The sequence below is a fragment of the Brevundimonas sp. genome (genome assembly GCF_041648055.1).
GTDB lineage: Bacteria > Pseudomonadota > Alphaproteobacteria > Caulobacterales > Caulobacteraceae > Brevundimonas.
Genome location: NZ_JBAZPS010000001.1, coordinates 45,536 through 63,935 on the forward strand (window position 1 = coordinate 45,536; position 18,400 = coordinate 63,935).

Consider the following 18,400-nt stretch of genomic DNA (forward strand, 5'->3'; position numbering starts at 1 on the left):
TCAGCCTTTCAGCGGCTGGGCCGCACGGATGTGCAGTTCCTTGTACTGACGCTCGGCGGCGTCCGACGGCGCGCTCATCAGCAGGTCCTGGCCCTGCTGGTTCAACGGGAAGGCGATGACCTCGCGGATGGCGGTCTGGTTGGCCAGCAGCATGACAATGCGGTCGATGCCAGGAGCCAGGCCGCCGTGCGGCGGCGCGCCGAAGCGGAAGGCGTTGAGCATGCCGCCGAACTGCTCCTCGACGACCGAGGCGTCATAGCCGGCGATGTCGAAGGCCTTGAGCATGATCTCGGCCTTGTGGTTCCGGATCGCGCCCGAGCAGAGCTCGTAGCCGTTGCAGACGATGTCGTACTGATAGGCGCGGATGGTCAGGGGATCCTGGGTCTCCAGCGCCTCCAGCCCGCCCTGCGGCATGGAGAAGGGGTTGTGGCTGAAGTCGACCTTCTTCTCTTCCTCGGACCATTCGAACATGGGGAAGTCGACGATCCAGCAGAACTTGAACTGGTCTTCGTCGACCAGCTTCAGTTCAGTGGCCACGCGGGTGCGGGCCAGGCCGGCGAACTTGGCGAAGACCGATGGCAGTCCGGCGGCGAAGAAGGCCGCATCGCCCTTGCCCAGACCCAGCGCCGTCATAAGAGCGTCGGTCGGCTCCTGACCCAGGTTCTTGGCGATCGGGCCGCCCCAGGCCTGCTGGTCGTCGGACCAGAAGATGTAGCCGAGGCCCGGCTGACCCTCGCCCTGGGCCCAGCTGTTCATGCGATCGCAGAAGGCGCGCGAGCCGCCGGTCGGGGCGGGAATGGCCCATACGGCGTTCTTCTCGTCCGCGCCGAGGATCTTGTTGAACAGGCCGAAACCGCCGTCGCGGAAATGGTCGGAGACGTCCTGCATCTTGATGGGGTTGCGGGTATCCGGCTTGTCGGTACCGTACCATTTCATCGACTGTTCGTAGGTCAGGCGCTCGAAGCCCGCGTGCTCCATCGTCTGGCCGAAGTCGTTGGTAAAGGTGTGGGTGCCGGCAATGGGCGACACCGGCTTGCCGTCGGCGAATTCCTCGAACACGCCATGCATGACGGGCTCGATAGCGGCGAAAACATCCTCTTGCGTGACGAAGCTCATCTCGACGTCGAGCTGGTAGAACTCCAGCGAGCGGTCGGCGCGCAGGTCCTCGTCGCGGAAGCAGGGGGCGATCTGGAAGTAGCGGTCGAAGCCCGAGACCATGAGCAACTGTTTGAACTGCTGAGGGGCTTGCGGCAACGCATAGAACTTGCCGGGATGCAGACGCGACGGCACCAGGAAGTCGCGGGCACCCTCAGGGCTGGAGGCCGTCAGGATCGGCGTCTGATATTCCAGAAAGCCCTGATCGACCATGCGGCGGCGGATCGAGGAGATGACCTTGGAGCGCAGGACGATGTTCTTGTGCAGGGTCTCGCGGCGCAGGTCGAGGTAGCGGTGCTTGAGGCGGATCTCCTCGGGGTATTCCGGCTCGCCAAAGACCGGCAGCGGCAGTTCGGCGGCCTCGGAAAGGACCTCGACGGCCAGAACCTTCAGCTCGACCTCGCCGGTGGGCAGGGTCGCATTCACGACCGAGGCGTCGCGGGCGACCACTTCGCCGTCGACGCGGATGACGCTCTCGGCGCGCAGGCGCTCGACGGCCTCGAACCCCGGCGTTTCAGGGTGCAGGACCAGCTGCGTCAGGCCGTAGTGGTCGCGCAGGTCGATGAACAGCAGGCCGCCGTGGTCGCGCTTCCTGTGAACCCAGCCGGACAGGCGCACATTGGCACCGGCATCAGTCAGTCGTAGGGCGCCGCAGGTGTGGGAGCGATAGGCGTGCATGATCGGATCGTCTTGAGAAAAGAGGCCGCGAGGGGCGCAAATCGGGAGGGCGGAAGGGCGCATCATCGCCCCGGAAAGTCAAGGTTTGAGCCGGGCAGATGGGCCAATGTCTCGCTGCTCGCCGACAAAAGCCGAAGGGCGTGATTTCAGGATTTCAAAGACCGGCGACACGCTGCGAGTCTACCACGGTCTGAAACGGTGTGAGGAGAGTGGCGTAGCTGGGCCAATCAGGCCGTTGCAACGGGCTTTTCGGGTGACTGCTCACGCGAGGCGGCGCGGTTATGACCGCATCCTTCGTAAAGCCTGACGTTGGCTTAGTGGCCAGGCGAATGGCACCGTTCGATGTCTCCAATGTCTCCGCTTTGGATCACCCTCTGACCGGATGATCAGGGTCCGGAATCCACCCCTCCGACCCGTTGCCAGCGCCGGTGCAGTGGTCGATAGGATGGACTGACCCGACACCCCAACGAGCGATCCGATGTACATCGTCCTGCTGACCTATGTGAAACCGATGGCGGAGGTAGAGGCGGTCACGGCCGAACACCGCGCCTGGCTGGACCCGCATGTGGCCAGCGGCCTGCTGATCGCGACCGGGCCGCAGGTGCCGCGCACGGGCGGGGTGCTGCTGGTCCGCGGCGGCGGGACGAAGGCGGAGCTGGAGGCCTTGTTGAAAAGCGACCCGTTCCAGATCGCAGGCGTCGCCAGCTATCAGGTCATCGAGTTCGCGCCCGGCAAATACCATCCGGAGATGGCGCGCTTTCTCTGAGCACGGACAGAAAATCCACAGCTTGCGCAAAGCCTTGCACCGCTGCCTGCATCGAGGGGATCAAGGTTACCGGCAAAGTGCTATGGTGAAGCCATGACCGCGCCGATCGATCAGATGCGCCTGCCGCTGCAAAGCGACCTGCCCGACGGGGCGGAAGGGTTCGTCGTGTCCGATTGCAACCGGGCGGCGGTCGAGGCGGTAGCCGACTGGCCCAATCTGATCGGCGGCGTCATGGCCATCTGCGGCCCCGCCGGCTGCGGCAAGAGCCGACTGGGTCAGATCTGGGCCGAGCGGGTCGGGGCCGTCGCCATCCACGGCGGAGAGGCGGCGGTGATTGATCCCATGGAGCTGGAGGGACGGCCCGTGCTGCTGGACCGCGCCATGGATGCGGACGACGAGACGCTATTCCACCTGATCAATCTGGCCCAGGCCCCCGGCGGGGCCATGCTGATGCTGTCGCGCCCGGCCCCGAGCGCCTGGCAGGCCACCCTGCCCGACCTGCGCTCGCGGCTGAACGCGGTGATCAGCATACCGATGGAGGCCCCGGATGATGTCGTCCTGGCCGCCATGCTGGAGGCCCGGTTCGCGGAACGCGGCATCCGCCCCCCGAAGGACGTCATTCCGTATCTGGTACGCCGCATCGATCGATCCGCAGACGCGGCGGCGAGCGTCGTGGCACGACTGGATGCCCTGCACAGGCCGGTCACGCGAACCCTGGCCCGCGAAGCGCTGGATGACCGCAGCGGGGACCTGTTCGACTGACGGCTATTTCGGATTGGTTTTCTGGACCAATTCGGACAGTTGGAAGCCGATGCGGTGAGCCGGGCGCTCCTCGGGCTTCTTGCGGGCGTCGAGCAGGACGTTGACCTGGGCGTAGTGCTGGATCAGCCGAACCGGCTTGCCGTGCGAATTCTTGCCCAGGAACATGATGAAGTCGGGGCCCCAGAAGCCGACATCCTGAATCTGCATGGTGCCGTCACCAGGCAGGCCGACGATGCTGGCTCCGATCTCCTCGTCCTTGTCGAGGCCCTTCTCGAAGTCCTCGATCAATTTGGACAGGCGCACGAAGGCCCATTCCGCCGGGTTTTCGCGCATGCGGACGCCGTCGGTCAGAGCCGCCGTCTGTTCGGCGGTCGCACTGGGCAGCAGCGGCTCCGGACAGGGCTTGTCCCCGCAGTCGGAGAACATCGAGGCAGGAGCGACGACAGACGCGGTGGCGGGTTCGGCTTTGGCTTTGCTCATAACCTCAGCCTAACGCCTGAAACCCGAGATCAGAACAGCCCCTGCCCTTTCGGCAGCTCGGCATAGCGGTGCACACGGGTCGACAGGACCAGGCCGAAGCCAAACATGATCGTCATCATCGACGAGCCGCCATAGGACAGCAAAGGCATGGGCACGCCCACGACCGGAGCCAGACCCATCACCATGGCCCCGTTGATCAGGACGAACAGGGCGAAGAAGGCGACCATGCCGGAGGCGGCGATCCGGCCGAAGTGGCTGTAGGACAGGGACGCGATCCGCAGAGCAACCAGGATGACGCCGATGTAGCAGGCGATCAGGGTGAAGGAGCCCAGGAAGCCAAACTCCTCGGCCACCGTCGAGAAGATGAAATCGGTATGGCGTTCGGGCAGGAACTCCAGCTGGCTCTGGCTGCCCAGACCATAGCCGCGCCCCATGACGCCGCCAGAGCCGAGGGCGATCTTTGACTGGATGATGTTGTAGCCGGTGCCGGAAGGGTCGGATTCCGGGCTGAGGAAGGTCAGGACGCGATTGCGCTGATAGTCGTGCATGCCGAACATGACGAAGGGCGGCACGATGGCGACGACGGCGGCGATACCCGCCGCTATGACCCGCCAGCTGAGCCCCGCCAGAAACATCAGCACCGCCCCGGTCAGGCCGATGATCATGGCCGAGCCCAGGTCCGGCTGTTTGGCGACGAGAATGAAGGGCAGACCGATAAGACCCGCCGGAATCAACAGCTTCCACGACCAGCGGGCGTCCTGAGCGGTATGATCGTGGTACCAGCGGGCCAGTGCCAGAACGAGGCCGATCTTCATGAACTCGGCCGGCTGGATGCGTGTGAAGCCCAGGTTCAGCCAGTTCTTGGCCCCCGCCCCTGCTGGCTCATAGCCCAGAGGCGTGAACTCGATCAGCAGCACCATGAACAGCAGCACGGCATACATCGGATAGGCCGCGCGGAACCACCATTTGGGATGCACCATGGCCAGAACCAGCATGGCCACCAGCAGGACACCAAAACGGATCATCTGCTTCAGGGCCCAGGGCTCCCAGCTGCCGCCCGCGATGGAATACTGCATGGCGCAACCGACGCCGGCGATGATGCTGATCAGGCCGACCAGGCGCCAGTCGATCTCCGCGATCTTTGACGACAGCCGGTCACGCTCGCCGGGACGGGTCAGGGCCGAGGCTGTCATTGCGGCACCTCGGCGGGAGGCGTTGCATCGGTCGGCGTGGCGTCAGGAAAAGGTGAGGCCGTCGACGTGCCTGTCGCGGCCCCCGCCTCCAGCGCCCGCGCGTCCTGAGGATTGACCTCGGCGGGCCCCTCCAGACCCGCCTGTTCGAGGCGGGTACGGATTTCGGGGTCCTTCAGCAGGGCGACGCGCATGACCTCACGCGCCCGCGGAGCGCCGGCGGTGCCACCGCCCAGTCCGCCATGCTGGACGATAACGGCAACCGCATAGCGCGGCGCATCGGTCGGGGCATAGGCGATGAACAGGTTGTGGTCCTTCTCGGCCCACGGACGGCCTGCGCCCTTGCGGGAACCGGCCCCGTAGTTGCGGGCCTGGGCCGTGCCGGTCTTGCCCGCCATGCGGATGGGGCCGAGGCCCAACTGGCTGTTGCGAAAGCCGGTGCCGCCGATGTCGGTCACGGCCTCCATGCCCTCGCGCAGCATCTTCAGCCACTCGGCGTCATACGGCAGGTCGGCGAAGGCCGCGCCGGGTGCCTGTTCGACCCCGCCGATCGACTTGATCAGGCGCGGAACCACCGCCTTCTGCCCATTGGCGATGCGCGAGGTATAGACCGCCAGTTGCAGGGCGTTGACGTTCAAAGCCCCCTGCCCGATCGCATAGCTGGGGGTTTCGCCCGGATACCATTTGCCGTCGCCGCGTACGGGGTTGTCGCGTCGCCATTGGGTGTCGGGGACCAGGCCGGGCTTCTGGCCCGAAATGCCGATGTCGAAGGTCTGGCCAAAGCCGAGATCGCGGGCCGTCTCGGCCACCGCATCCGGGCCCATCTCGACCGCCAGCGTCATGAAGTAGACGTTGCAGGAGTTCTTGATGGCCGACCGCAAGTCCTGGGCCCCGTGGCGACCCAGGCAGGCAAAACGGCGGCCCAGATAGTATCCGCCGGTGCAGACGATGCGGCGATCCGGGCTGACGCCGCGCTTCAATGCCGCCAAGCCGACCACGGGCTTGAAGGTCGAGCCTGGCGCGAAGGTGCCGGTCATGGCCTTGTCGGTCAGGGGACGTCGCTCGTAGTCGGCCAAGGCGCGATAGGTGCGTGAAGGAACCCCTTCGACGAACAGGTTGGGGTCGAACGACGGCGAGGACACCATGGCCAGGATGTCGCCGTTGCGGATGTCCATGACGACACAGCCGCCCGCTTCCTCGCCAAAGACTTCCAGGGCGCGGTTCTGGATGTCGTTGTCCAGGGTCAGGACCACGTCCTTGCCGGGCACAGGCGCGCGGGAGCCGCCGACGTCCTCGGCCACGACGCGGCCCCGCACATCGACCTCGACGCGATTGCCGCCCTCGGTGCCGCGCATGTCCATGTCCAGCGCCTTCTCCAGGCCCGAGCGGCCGATGCGGAAGCCGGGGTTGTAGAGCAGCTCGGGCACTGTCTCGCCGCGATCCCGGATGGCCTTGATGTCCCGGTCGTTGGGCTTGGCCACATAACCGATGACATGGGCATAGGCCCCGCCGAACGGATAGAAGCGGGCATCGTGCATGTCGGCCATGACGCCCGGAAGCTCGTTGGCATACAGGTTGACGCGGGCGAACTCATCCCAGCTGAGGTCGGTCTTGACCGGCACAGGCGAGAAACGCGGGGCGGCATTGACGTCGCGGATGATGGTCCGGCGCCGGTCGACGGTGTCGGGCAGGAGGCGGCCCAGCAGGTCCAGGGTCTGGTCCAGATCCTTGGTCTCGTCGCGCACAACCAGAACGCGGAAGCTGGGGCGGTTGCCCGCGATGACCACGCCGTTGCGGTCCAACACCCGGCCCCGCGGCGGCGGGACGAGGCGGAAGTTGAACTGGTTGTTGGAGGCCAGGGTGGCGTATTCCTGGGCCTGGACGACCTGAAGCTGGCCCAGCCGTCCGACCAGGGCGATGCCGCCCAGCGCCGTCAGGCCCCCGAACACCAGAGTACGGCGCAGGAAGGCACCCTGGCGCTGGTTCGGGTCGGAAAAGACCAGGGAGGGTTCCGAGCTCATCGGAACCTCACGTCGCCGTCCTCGAACCGCTCGATCATGGTGTTGGCGAACGGAAAGAGAAGAAGGGTCGGGATCAGGCTGCCCGCGACCGCGAACAGGCTGGGCAAGGTGCCGGTGATCAAGGTCATGATCAGCCAGCACAGGCCGTAGGCCATCAGGCAGCAGGCCGCATAGGTGAAGAACAGCACCGCCGTCTCCTGCCCCACCAGAAAGCTGCGCGAGAACAGGACAACGCCATAGATGGCCAGCAAGGCCAGCGGCCAGAGGCCGAGCGGATTGCCCCAGAACCCGTCCAGCAGCAAGCCGATCAGCAGCAGCATCACCGGGGCCACAATGGAAGGCCGGATCATGGCCCAGGCGAAGGCCAGCACCATAGGAATGACCGGCTCGGGCAAATGCAGGCCAAACAAACTGATCGGCGTCGCCAGCACGAGCGTCACGGCCAGGGTGATCGCCGCCGGGATGAATATCCACTGCACCGGTCCCACAACGCGAACCGCGACAGGCCGCCTCATCCGGGGCCTCCCGTCGCGGGGGCCGGCGTGGCCGGAGCCGGGTTCGACGTGGTCGCGGCGGGTGCTGGTGCCGCCGGGGTCCGGGATGCGGGCATCGGGACAGGAGTCAGGCCCGACAGCGGGGGGGCGTCCAGATCATGCGGCCCGACCAGCTGGCCGAAATCCTCGAACAACATGACGCGGACATAGTCGATCGGACCCCGGTCGCTGAACAGCTTGACCCGCCAGCCGCCATCCAGGCCCTTGGCGACAACACCGACCGGGATGCCGCGCGGGAAGGCCCCGCCGTCGCCCGACGAAAGGATACGATCGCCAACCTGGACCGCGCCGACGCCGCGCACGAACTCCAGCCGGGGGTTGCCCGAGCCGTCGCCTGTCAGCAGCGCACGGGCGTCTGTGCGTTGGATCATCACCGGCGTGCGGCTCGCCACATCGGTCAGCAGCAGCAGGCGGCTGACACTGCCGGAAGTGCCGACGACCCGACCCAGCAGGCCCTGTTCGTTGACTACAGGATGGCCGATCTTGACCCCCTTGCCCGTGCCGACGTCGATCAGCCGGGCATTAGAGAAGGGTCCGCGTGCATCGGACACTGCACGGCCGGTAACCATGGGCACCGGTGGGTCCGGGCGGATTGCCAGCAGGGTCTCGTAGCGGGCATTTTCGATCCGCAGGGCCGTGTTCTGGTCGCGCAGACGCAGCAGTTCGACGTGCTCGGCCTTCAGGCGGCGATTCTCGGACACGGCGAAGAAATAGCCGCTGATGCCGTCGCCAAGGCTGCCGAACCAGCGCACGGGCGCGGCCAGAACGCCCCCCACCGGACCAGTGGTCGCCTCGACACCGGTTCGGACCGGCTGGGCGGCCGATTGGCCATGCGCATCACCGATAAGCAGCAAGCCTGCCCCCAGAGCGCAGGCGACCATGGCCACCGCAGCCGTCCAGACCACGGGAACCTTGATATTCTCGAACGGTCCGTCGCGAAACGCCACGGCGCGCCTTCCTGACTTGAGTAAACTCGAACAGAGCGAGTCGAGCGGATGATACCGCCATTATCGACAGGCTATGGCAAAATCCGGTCCCGATGGAAACGGGCGTGCGAGCCTGTGACGCGGATTTTACAGGCGGGACGAACCCGCCCGATCAGAGCGCCGAATCGAGGATGCCCTTCATCCAGCGCGGATGCTCCAGCACCCGGCCGCAGCCGATGGCGACGCAGGACAGCGGATCGTCGGCCACTGAGACCGGCAGGCCCGTATGATCGCGGATCTCGATGTCCAGACCGCGCAGCAGAGCCCCACCGCCGGTCAGCATGATGCCCTTGTCCGCGATGTCGGCCGCCAATTCGGGCGGGGTGGCTTCCAGCGCGACCTTCACGGCCTCGACGATCTGGGTGACCGGTTCGGCCAGGGCCTCGGCGGCCTGACGCTCGGAGACGCGGACCTCGCGCGGAACGCCCTGCATCAGGTCGCGACCCTTGACGTCGATCGACAGGCCCTCGCCGTCGGCCGGGATACGGGCGGTGCCGATATCCTTCTTGATGCGCTCGGCGGTGGTTTCGCCGATCAGCAAATTGTGGTTGCGACGCATGTAGCTGATCAGGGCGTCGTCCATCATGTCGCCACCGACGCGGACCGAGCGTGAATAGACGATGCCGGACAGCGACAGGACGGCCACTTCGGTGGTGCCACCACCGATGTCGACAACCATCGAACCGGTCGGCTCATGAATGGGCAGACCCGCACCGATGGCGGCGGCCATGGGCTCGTCGATCAGGCCGACGCGGCGCGCGCCGGCGTTCAGGCAACTGTCGTTGATGGCGCGGCGTTCGACGGCCGTGGCCCCCGACGGCACGCAAACGATGATCTTGGGGTTCACGAAGCCCTTGCGGTTATGAACCTTGCGGATGAAGTGCTTGATCATCTCCTCGGCGACTTCGAAGTCGGCGATGACCCCGTCACGCATGGGACGGATGGCTTCCATGTGGCCGGGGGTACGGCCCAGCATCTGCTTGGCTTCCAGACCCACGGCATGGACGATCTTCCGCCCACCGACGTTTCGCAGGGCGACCACGGACGGTTCGTTCAGAACGATGCCTTTGCCCTTCATGTAGATCAGGGTGTTGGCGGTGCCGAGATCGATGGCGATATCGTTGGAGATCGAGCCGAAGAGGTTGTTGAACATGGGCTTGGGATACCGTCTGGTTCGGGCCTGATAAGGGCGTTGGTCGTCGTGATCCGCTTCGGCGACGCCCCGATGTCGCGCATCCCCACGCGCGGCACCACCTGATCATTATCGCCTGACTGACCGAAGGCCGGTTTGCCCTTGTGCGAAGGGGATTACAACCCCCTTGCCGCCAAGGCGGGGCATGCAGGCCACTGATCACCGTGAGGTGATGAGCTCAGGCCCGCCCTGCGAAAGGAGCGGCCAGACCTGCGGCATCCGCAGCCGGGTACAGCGTCTCGTTTTCCATCGCTATGCGGGTCGCCAGCGCCTCGACTAAGGCAGCGGTGGCTGCTCCGAATGTCGATGCATCGACCAAAATTCGGTCTACTGTCCATTGGTTTCGATAAGCCAGCCAGGCACCATGAAGCAGGCCCATGTCCGCGAAGGCGTCGCGTGCCATGGTACGAAGTTCATAGTCGTCGGACGCCATCATCAAAGGATAGAGGTCGTTATCTTCCTTGCTCAGGTGATCGACCAGCAGGGCGTCCATGCCATTGATGAGTTCCCTGACGCCGATGGCATCGGCGCGCGTCTGCAGTGTCGCTGCAAGACCAGCCAGACGACTGGCCGAGCGCAGCAAGACGGCGTGTTCCTGACGAAAGACCAGGGTATCCATGGGCGCAACCTCCACGTGAACGTGAGGTTGCGCCCCAAAAGGTTGCCGGAGCGCTAAATATCATATCACCGCGAGACCTTCCGCCTTCAGCACCGCCTGCACCGCAGGCCGGGCCTGAATCCTATCCAGATGGGCGTTCAGACGGGGGAAGCGGCTGGCGTCCAGCAGACCCGCCTGACGCGCCCAGCGCTCGAACACCACCAGATAGCCGTCGGCCAGACTGAAGGTGTCGCCCAGGACATAGTCACCCTTCAGATAGTGATCCTCCACCAGTTGATATTTGGACAGCGCCATCTCGATGGCCTGATCCTTAGCCTCGCCCTCCAGTGGCGGGCGGCTGAACAGCACCTTGCCGATCGCCGGATGCAGTGACGAGGCGAGGAAGCCATTGAAGGCATTGAACGCGGCCAGGGCGTAGGGCTCGGTCGGGGCCAGATTGCGATCCGGGTGGGTCTGGGCGACCAGGGCCAGGATCGCAGCATTCTGGGTGATCACACCGTGATCGGTTTCCAGGGCCGGGGTCACACCCGCCGGATTGACCGCCAGGTATTCGGGCGTCCTCTGCTGGCCGGATTTCAGGTCGACCACCTGGGTCTGATAATCGGCCCCCGCCTCTTCCAGAGCGATGTGGGAGGCGGTGGCGCAGGCACCGGGCGAGATATAGAGCTTGAGCATGGCGATCTCCTGAAAGGGTGTGGATGGACAACGCAGATAGAGGCGCGACCTATCCGTAACAATACCGGTGCCAGATTATTCTCGTTCCGTCGCCCTCTCCCGCCTACGGACCAGCTCGCGGACACCGAGCATGAGGCCCAGCCAGACCACCGCGACGCCCGCAAGAATCAGCGATGTCCAGATGCCGTCACCGCTGACGGCCGAGACCACCGCTCCGCCAAAGAACGCGACCAGCACGGTCTTGGGGAGGACACCCAAAGCGCATCCCGAAAGAAAGCCCCAGAAGTTCGCCCGCGTCGCCCCGAACGCCATGTTGACGACGATGAACGGGGCCGAGGGCACGTTGCGGATCATGAAACTGGCATAGAAGGCATTGTCCCCGACGAACCGTTTGAGCCGGTCGGTCGTGCGCCCCCCGAACCGCTCCAGCGCCCGTGCCGTCGGCCCGCGCCCCAGCCAGTAGGTCGCGCCCGCCGAGACCACCGTGGCGATCCAGCTGTACAGGAACCCGAACCACGGCCCGAAGGCGACCACGCAGGCCGCGATCAGCAGGAACTGCGGTACCCCCAGGAAGGCCGACAGGGTGAACACCGCAATGGCCACGAACACGCCCCACGGCCCGGCGCGGAACCCGCTCATCCAGGCCTCGAGCTGACCCTCCCCTCCCAGTTCCAGCTGGTGCTTGCCGAACAGGAACAGGCAAGTGACGGCCGCCAGCAGCACCGCCGTCGCCAGCAAGGCCCGCCAGCGGGCCCCTTCCATGTTCAGGATAAAGTCGAGCAGACGGCGCATACAGGCTTATCGAACAGGCACGAAGGGCTGAACGATCCAGGTTTCGAGCGTCCACCCCAGACTGTTGGGATCCCAGACCCATGTCTGGGTGAAGGGGGCGGTCAAATCCGTGTCGTCCGGACCGGACATATCCATGCGGCCCGTCGCTTCGATTTGCGTCGAAGACTTAGCATCCAGCGTGGAAATATAGCCCCGCAGGCTGGGGTTGTCCGTTTGAAACCGCGCCAAGAAAGCTGCTACAGGTGATCGCGCGCCGCCACCGCCTGTCGTGACGGTACCTCCCCAGTCGAGACGCGTGGTCTGTGTGGGCTGCAGCCGCCGGGCCCAGGCCAGGGCCTTGTCTTCCGCATCGTCCGGCACAAATCTCCAGCCGACCTGGTTCATCAGTTCAACCGCCGCCAAACGGTCGCCCTTGAACCGGAGACACTGCTCCAGTCGGGTCATGTCGTTGCGGTATTCCGACTTGTCCAGCAGGTCGCAGTCAGGAAAGGCCTTGATGGCCATGGATGCCAGGTCGAAGGCGAAGGTCGTCGTCAGCCCTCCGCCGCAAGCACTCTCTGTGCGCCGCCGGACAGGCTGATCGGGAACGCCGCGCCGCGCACCGTTGGCGATCTCCGGTGTGCTGAGCCAAGAATGCAAACATATCCCCGCCAGAGGATTCGCGGGCTCGTCCGGGAGCGGTGCCAGTTCGCGGTCGGCAAAGCGCGCCATACTCTGGACCGTCCGCCACGCCTCGGGCGAAACCGGAGCCGACATGCGCGCGCCTTCCTTGCCGTAGACCACAACCTGGGGCGAAGAACCCGTACGCCGCTCATAGGCGATACCCGGCATCAGTCGTCCGTATCCGTCGATCTGAATGATGCGATAGACCTCGGTACCCGTTGCCTGCTCAACGTCTAGTGTGGCCATACCCAGCGCGCGAGCGTCCTCTGTGAGGCGCGCGCACCGATCCACGCCATTGTCATCGCTGCAGCTTTGATCTGTCTGCGGCGTTTGCCCTGACAGGGCCAGACTCAGCATCAACGCAGCCAACATGGGCGAACTCCTGACCGAACATCGTCCTGACCATTTGCACCGGCCCGGCCCTGCTCGTAAACAGGCGACGCCCTGACGCTCCCTGACTCCTCCCCGAGATTTCTCATGTCCAGCCTGCAATCCTCCGCGCTTGCCCGCGTCAAGCCGTCCGCCACCCTGGCCGTGACCGCACAGGCGCGCGCGCTGAAGGCCGAGGGGCGCGATGTGATCGGGCTGGGGGCCGGAGAGCCGGACTTCGACACGCCGGAGAACATCAAGGCCGCCGCCATCGCCGCCATCCAGCGTGGCGAGACCAAATACACCGACGTCGACGGCCTGCCCGAGCTGAAAGCCGCCGTGGTGGCCAAGTTCGCGCGCGAGAACGGCCTGACCTATACGCCCGCCCAGATCCACGTCGCGCCGGGCGGCAAGGCGGTGCTGTACAATGCCCTGGTCGCCACCCTGTCGCCCGGGGACGAGGTGATCGTGCCTGCACCCTATTGGGTATCTTATCCCGACATGGTCCTGCTGGCCGGGGGCGAGCCGGTGGTCGTGGTGGGGCATGAGGCCGATGGCTTCAAGCTGAAGCCCGCCGCGCTGGAGGCCGCGATCACGCCGCGGACCAAATGGCTGATCCTGAACAGCCCGTCGAACCCGACCGGTGCGGCCTATACTCAGGGAGAACTGGAGGCGCTGGCCGAGGTTCTGCGCCGTCACCCGCAGGTCTGGGTGATGACCGACGACATGTACGAACATCTGATCTATGGCGATTTCGACTACACGACGATCGCCCAGGTCGCACCGGACCTGTACGACCGGACCCTGACCATCAATGGCGTGTCCAAGGCCTATGCCATGACGGGCTGGCGCATCGGCTATGCGGGCGGGCCCAAGCCGCTGATAGACCTGATGCGCAAGGTGGCGGGACAGACGACGTCCAACCCCTCCTCCATCAGTCAGTGGGCGGCGGTCGAAGCGCTGAACGGGCCGCAGGACTTCATCGCCGAGCGCGGCAAGGCGTTCCAGGCGCGGCGCGATCTGGTGGTGTCGATGCTGAACCAGGCGACGGGCATCCGCTGTCCCAATCCGGAAGGGGCTTTCTATGTCTACTCGTCGATCGAGGGGCTGATCGGCAAGACGACCGAAGGCGGCGTGGTCATCGACGGGGACGAGACCTTCACGACCGAACTGCTGAACGCTGAGGGCGTGGCGGTAGTCCAGGGGACGGCCTTTGGCCTGAGCCCCTATTTCCGCATCAGCTATGCGACGTCGGAGACGGTTCTGGAGGAGGCCTGCGGGCGGATCCAGCGGTTCTGTGCCAGCCTGAAATAGGCGCTAGCGCCCGCGTTTCCTGACCCACATGGCGGCGTCGGCCTCGGCCAGCCACACCTCGGCATCCTCGTGATCCACCCAGGCGCGCACGCCGAACGAGCCGCCGAGCGGTGCCCGCGTGCCGTTCCAGTCGAACCCCTCGGCCAGGGCGGCGTTCAGCTTTGCGGCCTTGTCGCGGCCCTCGTCCAGACCGGCGTTGAGCATCAGCAGGGCGAACTCGTCTCCGCCCATCCGCCCGACCGCATCGGCGGCCCGGCTGTTGGCCAGCAGCAGGTTGGCGACATGGACCAGGGCGGCATCGCCAGCGGCATGGCCCAGGCTGTCGTTGACCCCCTTGAACCCGTCCAGATCGAGATACAGCAGCACCGCTGTGGCCTCGTAGCGCTTGCAATAGGCCATGGTGCGCTCCAGCACGGCCACGAAGCCGCGCCGGTTCAGGGCGGGGGTCAGGACGTCGTGATCGGCCGCGGCCTCCGCCGCCTCGGCACGCAGGCGCAGGGCCTCGACCTCGGCGCGCAGGCGCTCGATCTCGGCGTGGGGGTCGATGACGGCCGCGTCGGTCAAGGGTGAATTCCAGCTCCCCGGTCCGCGCGACTCACCCCGCCCGGCCCGCATGCAGCCTAACGCCGTCGGTTGCGGGCGCAACGTGTGTGCTGTATCGCGCCGCTTTCCGCGAAAGGTCCGACGGCATGGCGAACCAGACAGCACCTGTGGCGATCATCATGGGCAGCCGCTCGGACTGGCCGACCATAAAACACGCCGCCGACATGCTGGACCGGCTGGGCGTCGCCTGGCAGGCGCAGGTCGTCAGCGCCCATCGAACGCCGCAGCGGCTGTACGATTTCGCCACGGGGGCCAAGGCAGCAGGCCACAAGGTCATCATCGCAGGCGCAGGCGGGGCGGCCCATCTGCCCGGGATGGCGGCGTCGATGACCGACCTGCCGGTTCTGGGCGTGCCCGTAGAATCCAAGGCGCTGAAGGGCATGGACAGCCTGTTGTCGATCGTCCAGATGCCTGGCGGCGTGCCCGTCGCCACCCTGGCCATCGGCGAGGCGGGGGCCAAGAATGCGGGCATTCTGGCGGCGCAGATCCTGGCCCTGTCGGACGAGGCCCTGGCCGGACGGCTGGCGGCCTTCCGCGCGGCCCAGACCGAGAGCGTTCACGAGACGGTCGAGGACTGAGCTTGAGCGCCACGCCTGTGTCATCGAAACCCCTCCCGCCCGGATCGACCTTGGGCATCCTGGGCGGCGGCCAGCTGGGCCGGATGCTCAGCCAGGCGGCGTCGCGGCTGGGCTTCAACGTCGTCATTCTGGATCCGGAAGAGAACAGCCCAGCGGGCCGGGTGTCCCAGGGCCAGATCGTCGCCGCCTATGACGATCCCACGGCCCTGCGGGTGCTGGGCCAGACCTGTCAGGCCGTCACCTTCGAGTTCGAGAACGTCCCCGCCGCCTCGGTCGCGCAGCTGGCCGAGGGCGGAGCCCTGGTCGCGCCCGGCCCGCGCGCCCTCGCCGTGGCCCAGGATCGGGTCGAGGAAAAGACCTTCCTGAACGGTGTCGGGGCGACAACCGTGGACTTCGCCGTGGTCGATAGTGTTGAGGACCTGGTCGCCGGACTGGAGCGGCTGGGCACCCCTGCCCTGCTGAAGACGCGGCGCGAAGGTTATGACGGCAAGGGCCAGATCTGGGTCACCTCCGCCGCCATGGCCGCCGATGCCTGGCATGCGGTCGGCGAACGACCATCGGTGCTGGAGGCAAAGGCCGCCTTCGTACGAGAGCTGTCGGTTATCGCTGCGCGGGGCCGCGACGGCCAGATCGCCGTCTATCCGCTGGGCGAGAACATCCATTCGGGCGGGGTGCTGAAGACGACCCTGGCTCCAGCTGTGGTCGATGCGGCGACGCAAGGGCGGGCCGAAGCCATCGCGCGCGCTGTGTTGGAGGGGCTGGATTATGTCGGCGTTCTGGGCGTCGAGCTGTTCGATCTGGGCAACGGCGACCTGCGGGTCAACGAGATCGCGCCGCGCGTGCACAACACCGGCCACTGGACCCAGGACGGCTGCGTCTGCGACCAGTTCGAACAGCATATCCGCGCCATCGCCGGTTGGCCGCTAGGTCCCACGGCGGCGCATGCGCAGGTCGAGATGACCAATCTGCTGGGCGCCGAGGTCGAGCAATGGCGCTCACTGGCCGCCGAGCCGCACGCCCGCCTGCACCTCTATGGCAAGGCGGAAGCCAGGCCGGGCCGCAAGATGGCGCATGTGAACCGGGTGAAGGGGCTCTGACCCTCACCTCCCCATTCGCGAAGGCGAATGGGGAGGACAGGCCGCGTCAGCGGCCAGGAGGGGGCGGCACCAGCTTTTCCAGTTGAGAACAAAGAAAGAACATGCAAGCATCCGTGCATGTCGGACACGTCCACATGTGGTCGCGCCAAGAGCCTGCGCCGACCGATGACGCCGCCGGAGGCGCGGTTATGGACCCGAGTGCGCGGACATAGGCTGCACGGCTTCAAGTTTCGGCGGCAGCATCCGATTGGTCCCTATATCGTCGACTTTTACTGCGCGGCGGCACGGCTAGCGATAGAGGTGGATGGGCGCATTCACGAGCACCCGGATCAATTGCAGCATGACGTGCGGCGGACGCGGTGGCTTGCGAACCAGGGAGTCCGGGTTATCCGGATCGCGACAGTCGATGTGCGCGACGAACTGGATGGCGTTCTGGCGTTTATCGTGAGGGTTGTCAGGGAACGCCTTCCAGCGCCGGAGTCACCCCCTCCACCACGCTTCGCGCGGTCCCCCTCCCCATCTGCGATGGGGAGGTGAGCGGTTCCGCTATTCCGCTTTCGCCCCATACCGCATCTGGCTGAGCACATCCGTCAGCTTGCGCAACGGCGCGTCGAAGTCCTTGCCGGCTTTCCATTTTTCGAAAGCCATGACGTTGTCGATGCGGCGTGAGACGAAGGCGTCGGCGGCGTCGCGGCCGTCGAACCAGCGCATCGTCATGGCGGGGATGAGGATGCCGGACAGGATGGTCCGCTTGGAATAGTGGTTCCAGTCGGTGGCGGTGTCGCCAGCCCAGCGCCACAGATGGTCGGCGCTCTCCCAGGCCAGTTTCAGCCCCAGGTCGGCATTGGTCGGCAGGGCCAGGAAGGCGGCGCAGCGGCGGGTGGCCTCAAGGTCCTGCGCGCCCGCCTCCAGCCGGGCGGAGACGGCGCGGGCGATTCGCTCGCGGATCTTGAGCGAGGCGACGTCCAGTTCAGCCAGGGTCGCCAGCGCCCTGTCGTCGTGGCGACGTGACAGCAGGGCCGCCAGATCACGCGCGCCATTGGGCAGCAGCAGTTCCTCATCCCCCAGCGACAGGCCGTTGTCATCACAGGCCGCGCGGACCATGCGGCTGTTCCAACCCATGGCGGGGGCCCGCACGATGGCTGCATCCAGCACCGCCTGCTCCATGCGGTCGCCCCAATCCATATCCGGGGCCTCGTTCGACAGGTGTGGCGCATCGGTCATCCGGACAGCATAAGCCCGTAATCGGTGGGTTTCGAGCCTTCAGATTAGGGCGCGACGATCTGGACAGGGCCGGTCGGCTCGTGTATCAGCCCGCCTTCACTCGCGAGCCCTCAGGTTCGGAGCGCGATTTTTATTTGTTCGCCCGTCTCCCTCACAGGACGCGGCGGGCGGCCAAAGGAGAGTTCAACCTGGTACAGATTTTCGTTCGCGATAATAACGTCGATCAAGCGCTGAAAGCCCTCAAGAAGAAGATGCAGCGCGAAGGCAGCTTCCGTGAAATGAAGCGCCACGTGCATTTCGAGAAGCCCTCGGAAAAGCGCGCCCGCCAGAAGGCCGAGGCCGTTCGTCGCGCCCGCAAGCTGGCCCGCAAGCGCATGCAGCGCGAAGGCCTGCTGCCGCCTCCGAAGCCCCGCGTGCCGGGCCCGGGTGCTGCCCGCGGTTAAGCCGACAGCGCGACACAGAATTCAAAGGCCGCCCCGGAAAACCGGGGCGGCCTTTTTCTTTGTTCCTTCTCCCGATGGGAGAAGGTGGCGGGGCGCAGCCCCGTCGGATGAGGGCCAGCTGTATCCGTCGGCGTAAGCCGCCGCGCAGGTCCGTGATGCGGCTTGCGCCGAAAGCCGACAATCGACCCTCACCCTTTCGCGCAAGGACGACGGCTGCGCCGCCGTGCGCTCAAGCCCTC

Annotated in this window: 20 protein-coding genes; 7 read left to right on the forward strand and 13 right to left on the reverse strand. The window is 65.9% G+C overall.

Annotated features, from left to right (window positions below):
- Positions 1-1,833 (reverse strand): aspartate--tRNA ligase, encoded by a 1,833-nt coding sequence (gene aspS / locus WC585_RS00235; protein WP_373255511.1) that lies wholly within the window; start codon positions 1,831-1,833, stop codon positions 1-3.
- A 478-nt stretch (positions 1,834-2,311) separates the two neighbouring features.
- Here aspS and WC585_RS00240 point away from each other — a divergent pair, with 478 nt between their 5' ends.
- A complete protein-coding gene (locus WC585_RS00240) occupies positions 2,312-2,599 on the forward strand; it encodes a YciI family protein (RefSeq protein WP_373255513.1) in 288 nt (95 codons plus the stop codon).
- Positions 2,600-2,692: 93 nt separating this feature from the next.
- Positions 2,693-3,361: a chromosomal replication initiator DnaA gene (locus WC585_RS00245; RefSeq protein WP_373255516.1), complete on the forward strand. Its 669-nt coding sequence runs from the start codon at positions 2,693-2,695 to the stop codon at positions 3,359-3,361.
- A gap of 3 nt (positions 3,362-3,364) precedes the next feature.
- Here the strand turns inward: WC585_RS00245 and WC585_RS00250 are convergent, their stop codons facing one another.
- The 10 genes from WC585_RS00250 to WC585_RS00295 all read right to left on the reverse strand — a co-directional run bounded on the left by WC585_RS00250 (position 3,365) and on the right by WC585_RS00295 (position 12,905).
- On the reverse strand, positions 3,365-3,841 hold the full coding sequence (locus WC585_RS00250) for a DUF6173 family protein (protein WP_373255518.1): 477 nt from the start codon (positions 3,839-3,841) through the stop codon (positions 3,365-3,367).
- 29 nt (positions 3,842-3,870) lie between these two features.
- Positions 3,871-5,034 carry a rod shape-determining protein RodA gene (gene rodA / locus WC585_RS00255; protein ID WP_373255520.1) on the reverse strand — a complete coding sequence of 388 codons (1,164 nt, stop codon included), beginning with the start codon at positions 5,032-5,034 and terminating at the stop codon, positions 3,871-3,873.
- The gene (mrdA, locus tag WC585_RS00260; protein ID WP_373255522.1) at positions 5,031-7,052 is read right to left on the reverse strand and encodes a penicillin-binding protein 2; all 2,022 of its coding nucleotides are present in this window, start codon (positions 7,050-7,052) and stop codon (positions 5,031-5,033) included. Before mrdA ends, rodA begins: the two co-directional genes overlap by 4 nt.
- Entirely contained in the window at positions 7,049-7,567 is a 519-nt protein-coding gene (locus WC585_RS00265; protein ID WP_373255524.1) for a hypothetical protein, read from the reverse strand. The genes mrdA and WC585_RS00265 overlap by 4 nt, the downstream gene beginning before the upstream one ends.
- Entirely contained in the window at positions 7,564-8,553 is a 990-nt protein-coding gene (gene mreC / locus WC585_RS00270; RefSeq protein WP_373255526.1) for a rod shape-determining protein MreC, read from the reverse strand. Before mreC ends, WC585_RS00265 begins: the two co-directional genes overlap by 4 nt.
- A gap of 151 nt (positions 8,554-8,704) precedes the next feature.
- Positions 8,705-9,745: a rod shape-determining protein gene (locus tag WC585_RS00275; RefSeq protein ID WP_373255528.1), complete on the reverse strand. Its 1,041-nt coding sequence runs from the start codon at positions 9,743-9,745 to the stop codon at positions 8,705-8,707.
- 217 nt (positions 9,746-9,962) lie between these two features.
- Entirely contained in the window at positions 9,963-10,403 is a 441-nt protein-coding gene (locus WC585_RS00280) for a hemerythrin domain-containing protein (RefSeq protein ID WP_373255529.1), read from the reverse strand.
- Between the two features lie 60 nt (positions 10,404-10,463).
- Positions 10,464-11,078: a glutathione S-transferase family protein gene (locus WC585_RS00285; protein WP_373255531.1), complete on the reverse strand. Its 615-nt coding sequence runs from the start codon at positions 11,076-11,078 to the stop codon at positions 10,464-10,466.
- 75 nt (positions 11,079-11,153) lie between these two features.
- Entirely contained in the window at positions 11,154-11,870 is a 717-nt protein-coding gene (locus tag WC585_RS00290; protein ID WP_373255533.1) for a TVP38/TMEM64 family protein, read from the reverse strand.
- Between the two features lie 6 nt (positions 11,871-11,876).
- Positions 11,877-12,905, reverse strand: a complete 1,029-nt coding sequence (locus WC585_RS00295) for a hypothetical protein (RefSeq protein WP_373255534.1) — start codon at positions 12,903-12,905, stop codon at positions 11,877-11,879.
- A gap of 105 nt (positions 12,906-13,010) precedes the next feature.
- Between WC585_RS00295 and WC585_RS00300 the strand changes: the two genes are divergently transcribed.
- Positions 13,011-14,216, forward strand: a complete 1,206-nt coding sequence (locus tag WC585_RS00300; protein WP_373255536.1) for a pyridoxal phosphate-dependent aminotransferase — start codon at positions 13,011-13,013, stop codon at positions 14,214-14,216.
- A gap of 3 nt (positions 14,217-14,219) precedes the next feature.
- Here WC585_RS00300 and WC585_RS00305 read toward each other — a convergent pair whose 3' ends face one another.
- Positions 14,220-14,780 (reverse strand): GGDEF domain-containing protein, encoded by a 561-nt coding sequence (locus WC585_RS00305; RefSeq protein ID WP_373255537.1) that lies wholly within the window; start codon positions 14,778-14,780, stop codon positions 14,220-14,222.
- Positions 14,781-14,905: 125 nt separating this feature from the next.
- Between WC585_RS00305 and purE the strand changes: the two genes are divergently transcribed.
- The 3 genes from purE to WC585_RS00320 all read left to right on the forward strand — a co-directional run bounded on the left by purE (position 14,906) and on the right by WC585_RS00320 (position 17,031).
- Positions 14,906-15,397: a 5-(carboxyamino)imidazole ribonucleotide mutase gene (gene purE, locus WC585_RS00310; protein WP_373255539.1), complete on the forward strand. Its 492-nt coding sequence runs from the start codon at positions 14,906-14,908 to the stop codon at positions 15,395-15,397.
- 17 nt (positions 15,398-15,414) lie between these two features.
- Positions 15,415-16,494, forward strand: a complete 1,080-nt coding sequence (locus WC585_RS00315; RefSeq protein ID WP_373256765.1) for a 5-(carboxyamino)imidazole ribonucleotide synthase — start codon at positions 15,415-15,417, stop codon at positions 16,492-16,494.
- 117 nt (positions 16,495-16,611) lie between these two features.
- Positions 16,612-17,031, forward strand: a complete 420-nt coding sequence (locus WC585_RS00320) for an endonuclease domain-containing protein (protein ID WP_373255541.1) — start codon at positions 16,612-16,614, stop codon at positions 17,029-17,031.
- Between the two features lie 9 nt (positions 17,032-17,040).
- On the opposite strand, the gene WC585_RS00325 is transcribed toward WC585_RS00320, so the two are convergent.
- The gene (locus WC585_RS00325) at positions 17,041-17,718 is read right to left on the reverse strand and encodes a COQ9 family protein (protein WP_373255542.1); all 678 of its coding nucleotides are present in this window, start codon (positions 17,716-17,718) and stop codon (positions 17,041-17,043) included.
- A 188-nt stretch (positions 17,719-17,906) separates the two neighbouring features.
- Between WC585_RS00325 and rpsU the strand changes: the two genes are divergently transcribed.
- On the forward strand, positions 17,907-18,161 hold the full coding sequence (gene rpsU, locus WC585_RS00330; RefSeq protein ID WP_373256766.1) for a 30S ribosomal protein S21: 255 nt from the start codon (positions 17,907-17,909) through the stop codon (positions 18,159-18,161).
- Positions 18,162-18,400: the final 239 nt, after the last annotated feature.

What these genes read in the sequence shown, in the direction of transcription:
- aspS (WP_373255511.1), bottom strand. Translation starts at nt 1,833, where the DNA reads ATGCACGCCTATCGCTCCCACACCTGCGGCGCCCTACGACTGACTGAT.
- WC585_RS00240 (WP_373255513.1), top strand. Translation starts at nt 2,312, where the DNA reads ATGTACATCGTCCTGCTGACCTATGTGAAACCGATGGCGGAGGTAGAG.
- WC585_RS00245 (WP_373255516.1), top strand. Translation starts at nt 2,693, where the DNA reads ATGACCGCGCCGATCGATCAGATGCGCCTGCCGCTGCAAAGCGACCTG.
- WC585_RS00250 (WP_373255518.1), bottom strand. Translation starts at nt 3,841, where the DNA reads ATGAGCAAAGCCAAAGCCGAACCCGCCACCGCGTCTGTCGTCGCTCCT.
- rodA (WP_373255520.1), bottom strand. Translation starts at nt 5,034, where the DNA reads ATGACAGCCTCGGCCCTGACCCGTCCCGGCGAGCGTGACCGGCTGTCG.
- mrdA (WP_373255522.1), bottom strand. Translation starts at nt 7,052, where the DNA reads ATGAGCTCGGAACCCTCCCTGGTCTTTTCCGACCCGAACCAGCGCCAG.
- WC585_RS00265 (WP_373255524.1), bottom strand. Translation starts at nt 7,567, where the DNA reads ATGAGGCGGCCTGTCGCGGTTCGCGTTGTGGGACCGGTGCAGTGGATA.
- WC585_RS00275 (WP_373255528.1), bottom strand. Translation starts at nt 9,745, where the DNA reads ATGTTCAACAACCTCTTCGGCTCGATCTCCAACGATATCGCCATCGAT.
- WC585_RS00280 (WP_373255529.1), bottom strand. Translation starts at nt 10,403, where the DNA reads ATGGATACCCTGGTCTTTCGTCAGGAACACGCCGTCTTGCTGCGCTCG.
- WC585_RS00285 (WP_373255531.1), bottom strand. Translation starts at nt 11,078, where the DNA reads ATGCTCAAGCTCTATATCTCGCCCGGTGCCTGCGCCACCGCCTCCCAC.
- WC585_RS00290 (WP_373255533.1), bottom strand. Translation starts at nt 11,870, where the DNA reads ATGCGCCGTCTGCTCGACTTTATCCTGAACATGGAAGGGGCCCGCTGG.
- WC585_RS00295 (WP_373255534.1), bottom strand. Translation starts at nt 12,905, where the DNA reads ATGTTGGCTGCGTTGATGCTGAGTCTGGCCCTGTCAGGGCAAACGCCG.
- WC585_RS00300 (WP_373255536.1), top strand. Translation starts at nt 13,011, where the DNA reads ATGTCCAGCCTGCAATCCTCCGCGCTTGCCCGCGTCAAGCCGTCCGCC.
- purE (WP_373255539.1), top strand. Translation starts at nt 14,906, where the DNA reads ATGGCGAACCAGACAGCACCTGTGGCGATCATCATGGGCAGCCGCTCG.
- WC585_RS00320 (WP_373255541.1), top strand. Translation starts at nt 16,612, where the DNA reads ATGTCGGACACGTCCACATGTGGTCGCGCCAAGAGCCTGCGCCGACCG.
- WC585_RS00325 (WP_373255542.1), bottom strand. Translation starts at nt 17,718, where the DNA reads ATGACCGATGCGCCACACCTGTCGAACGAGGCCCCGGATATGGATTGG.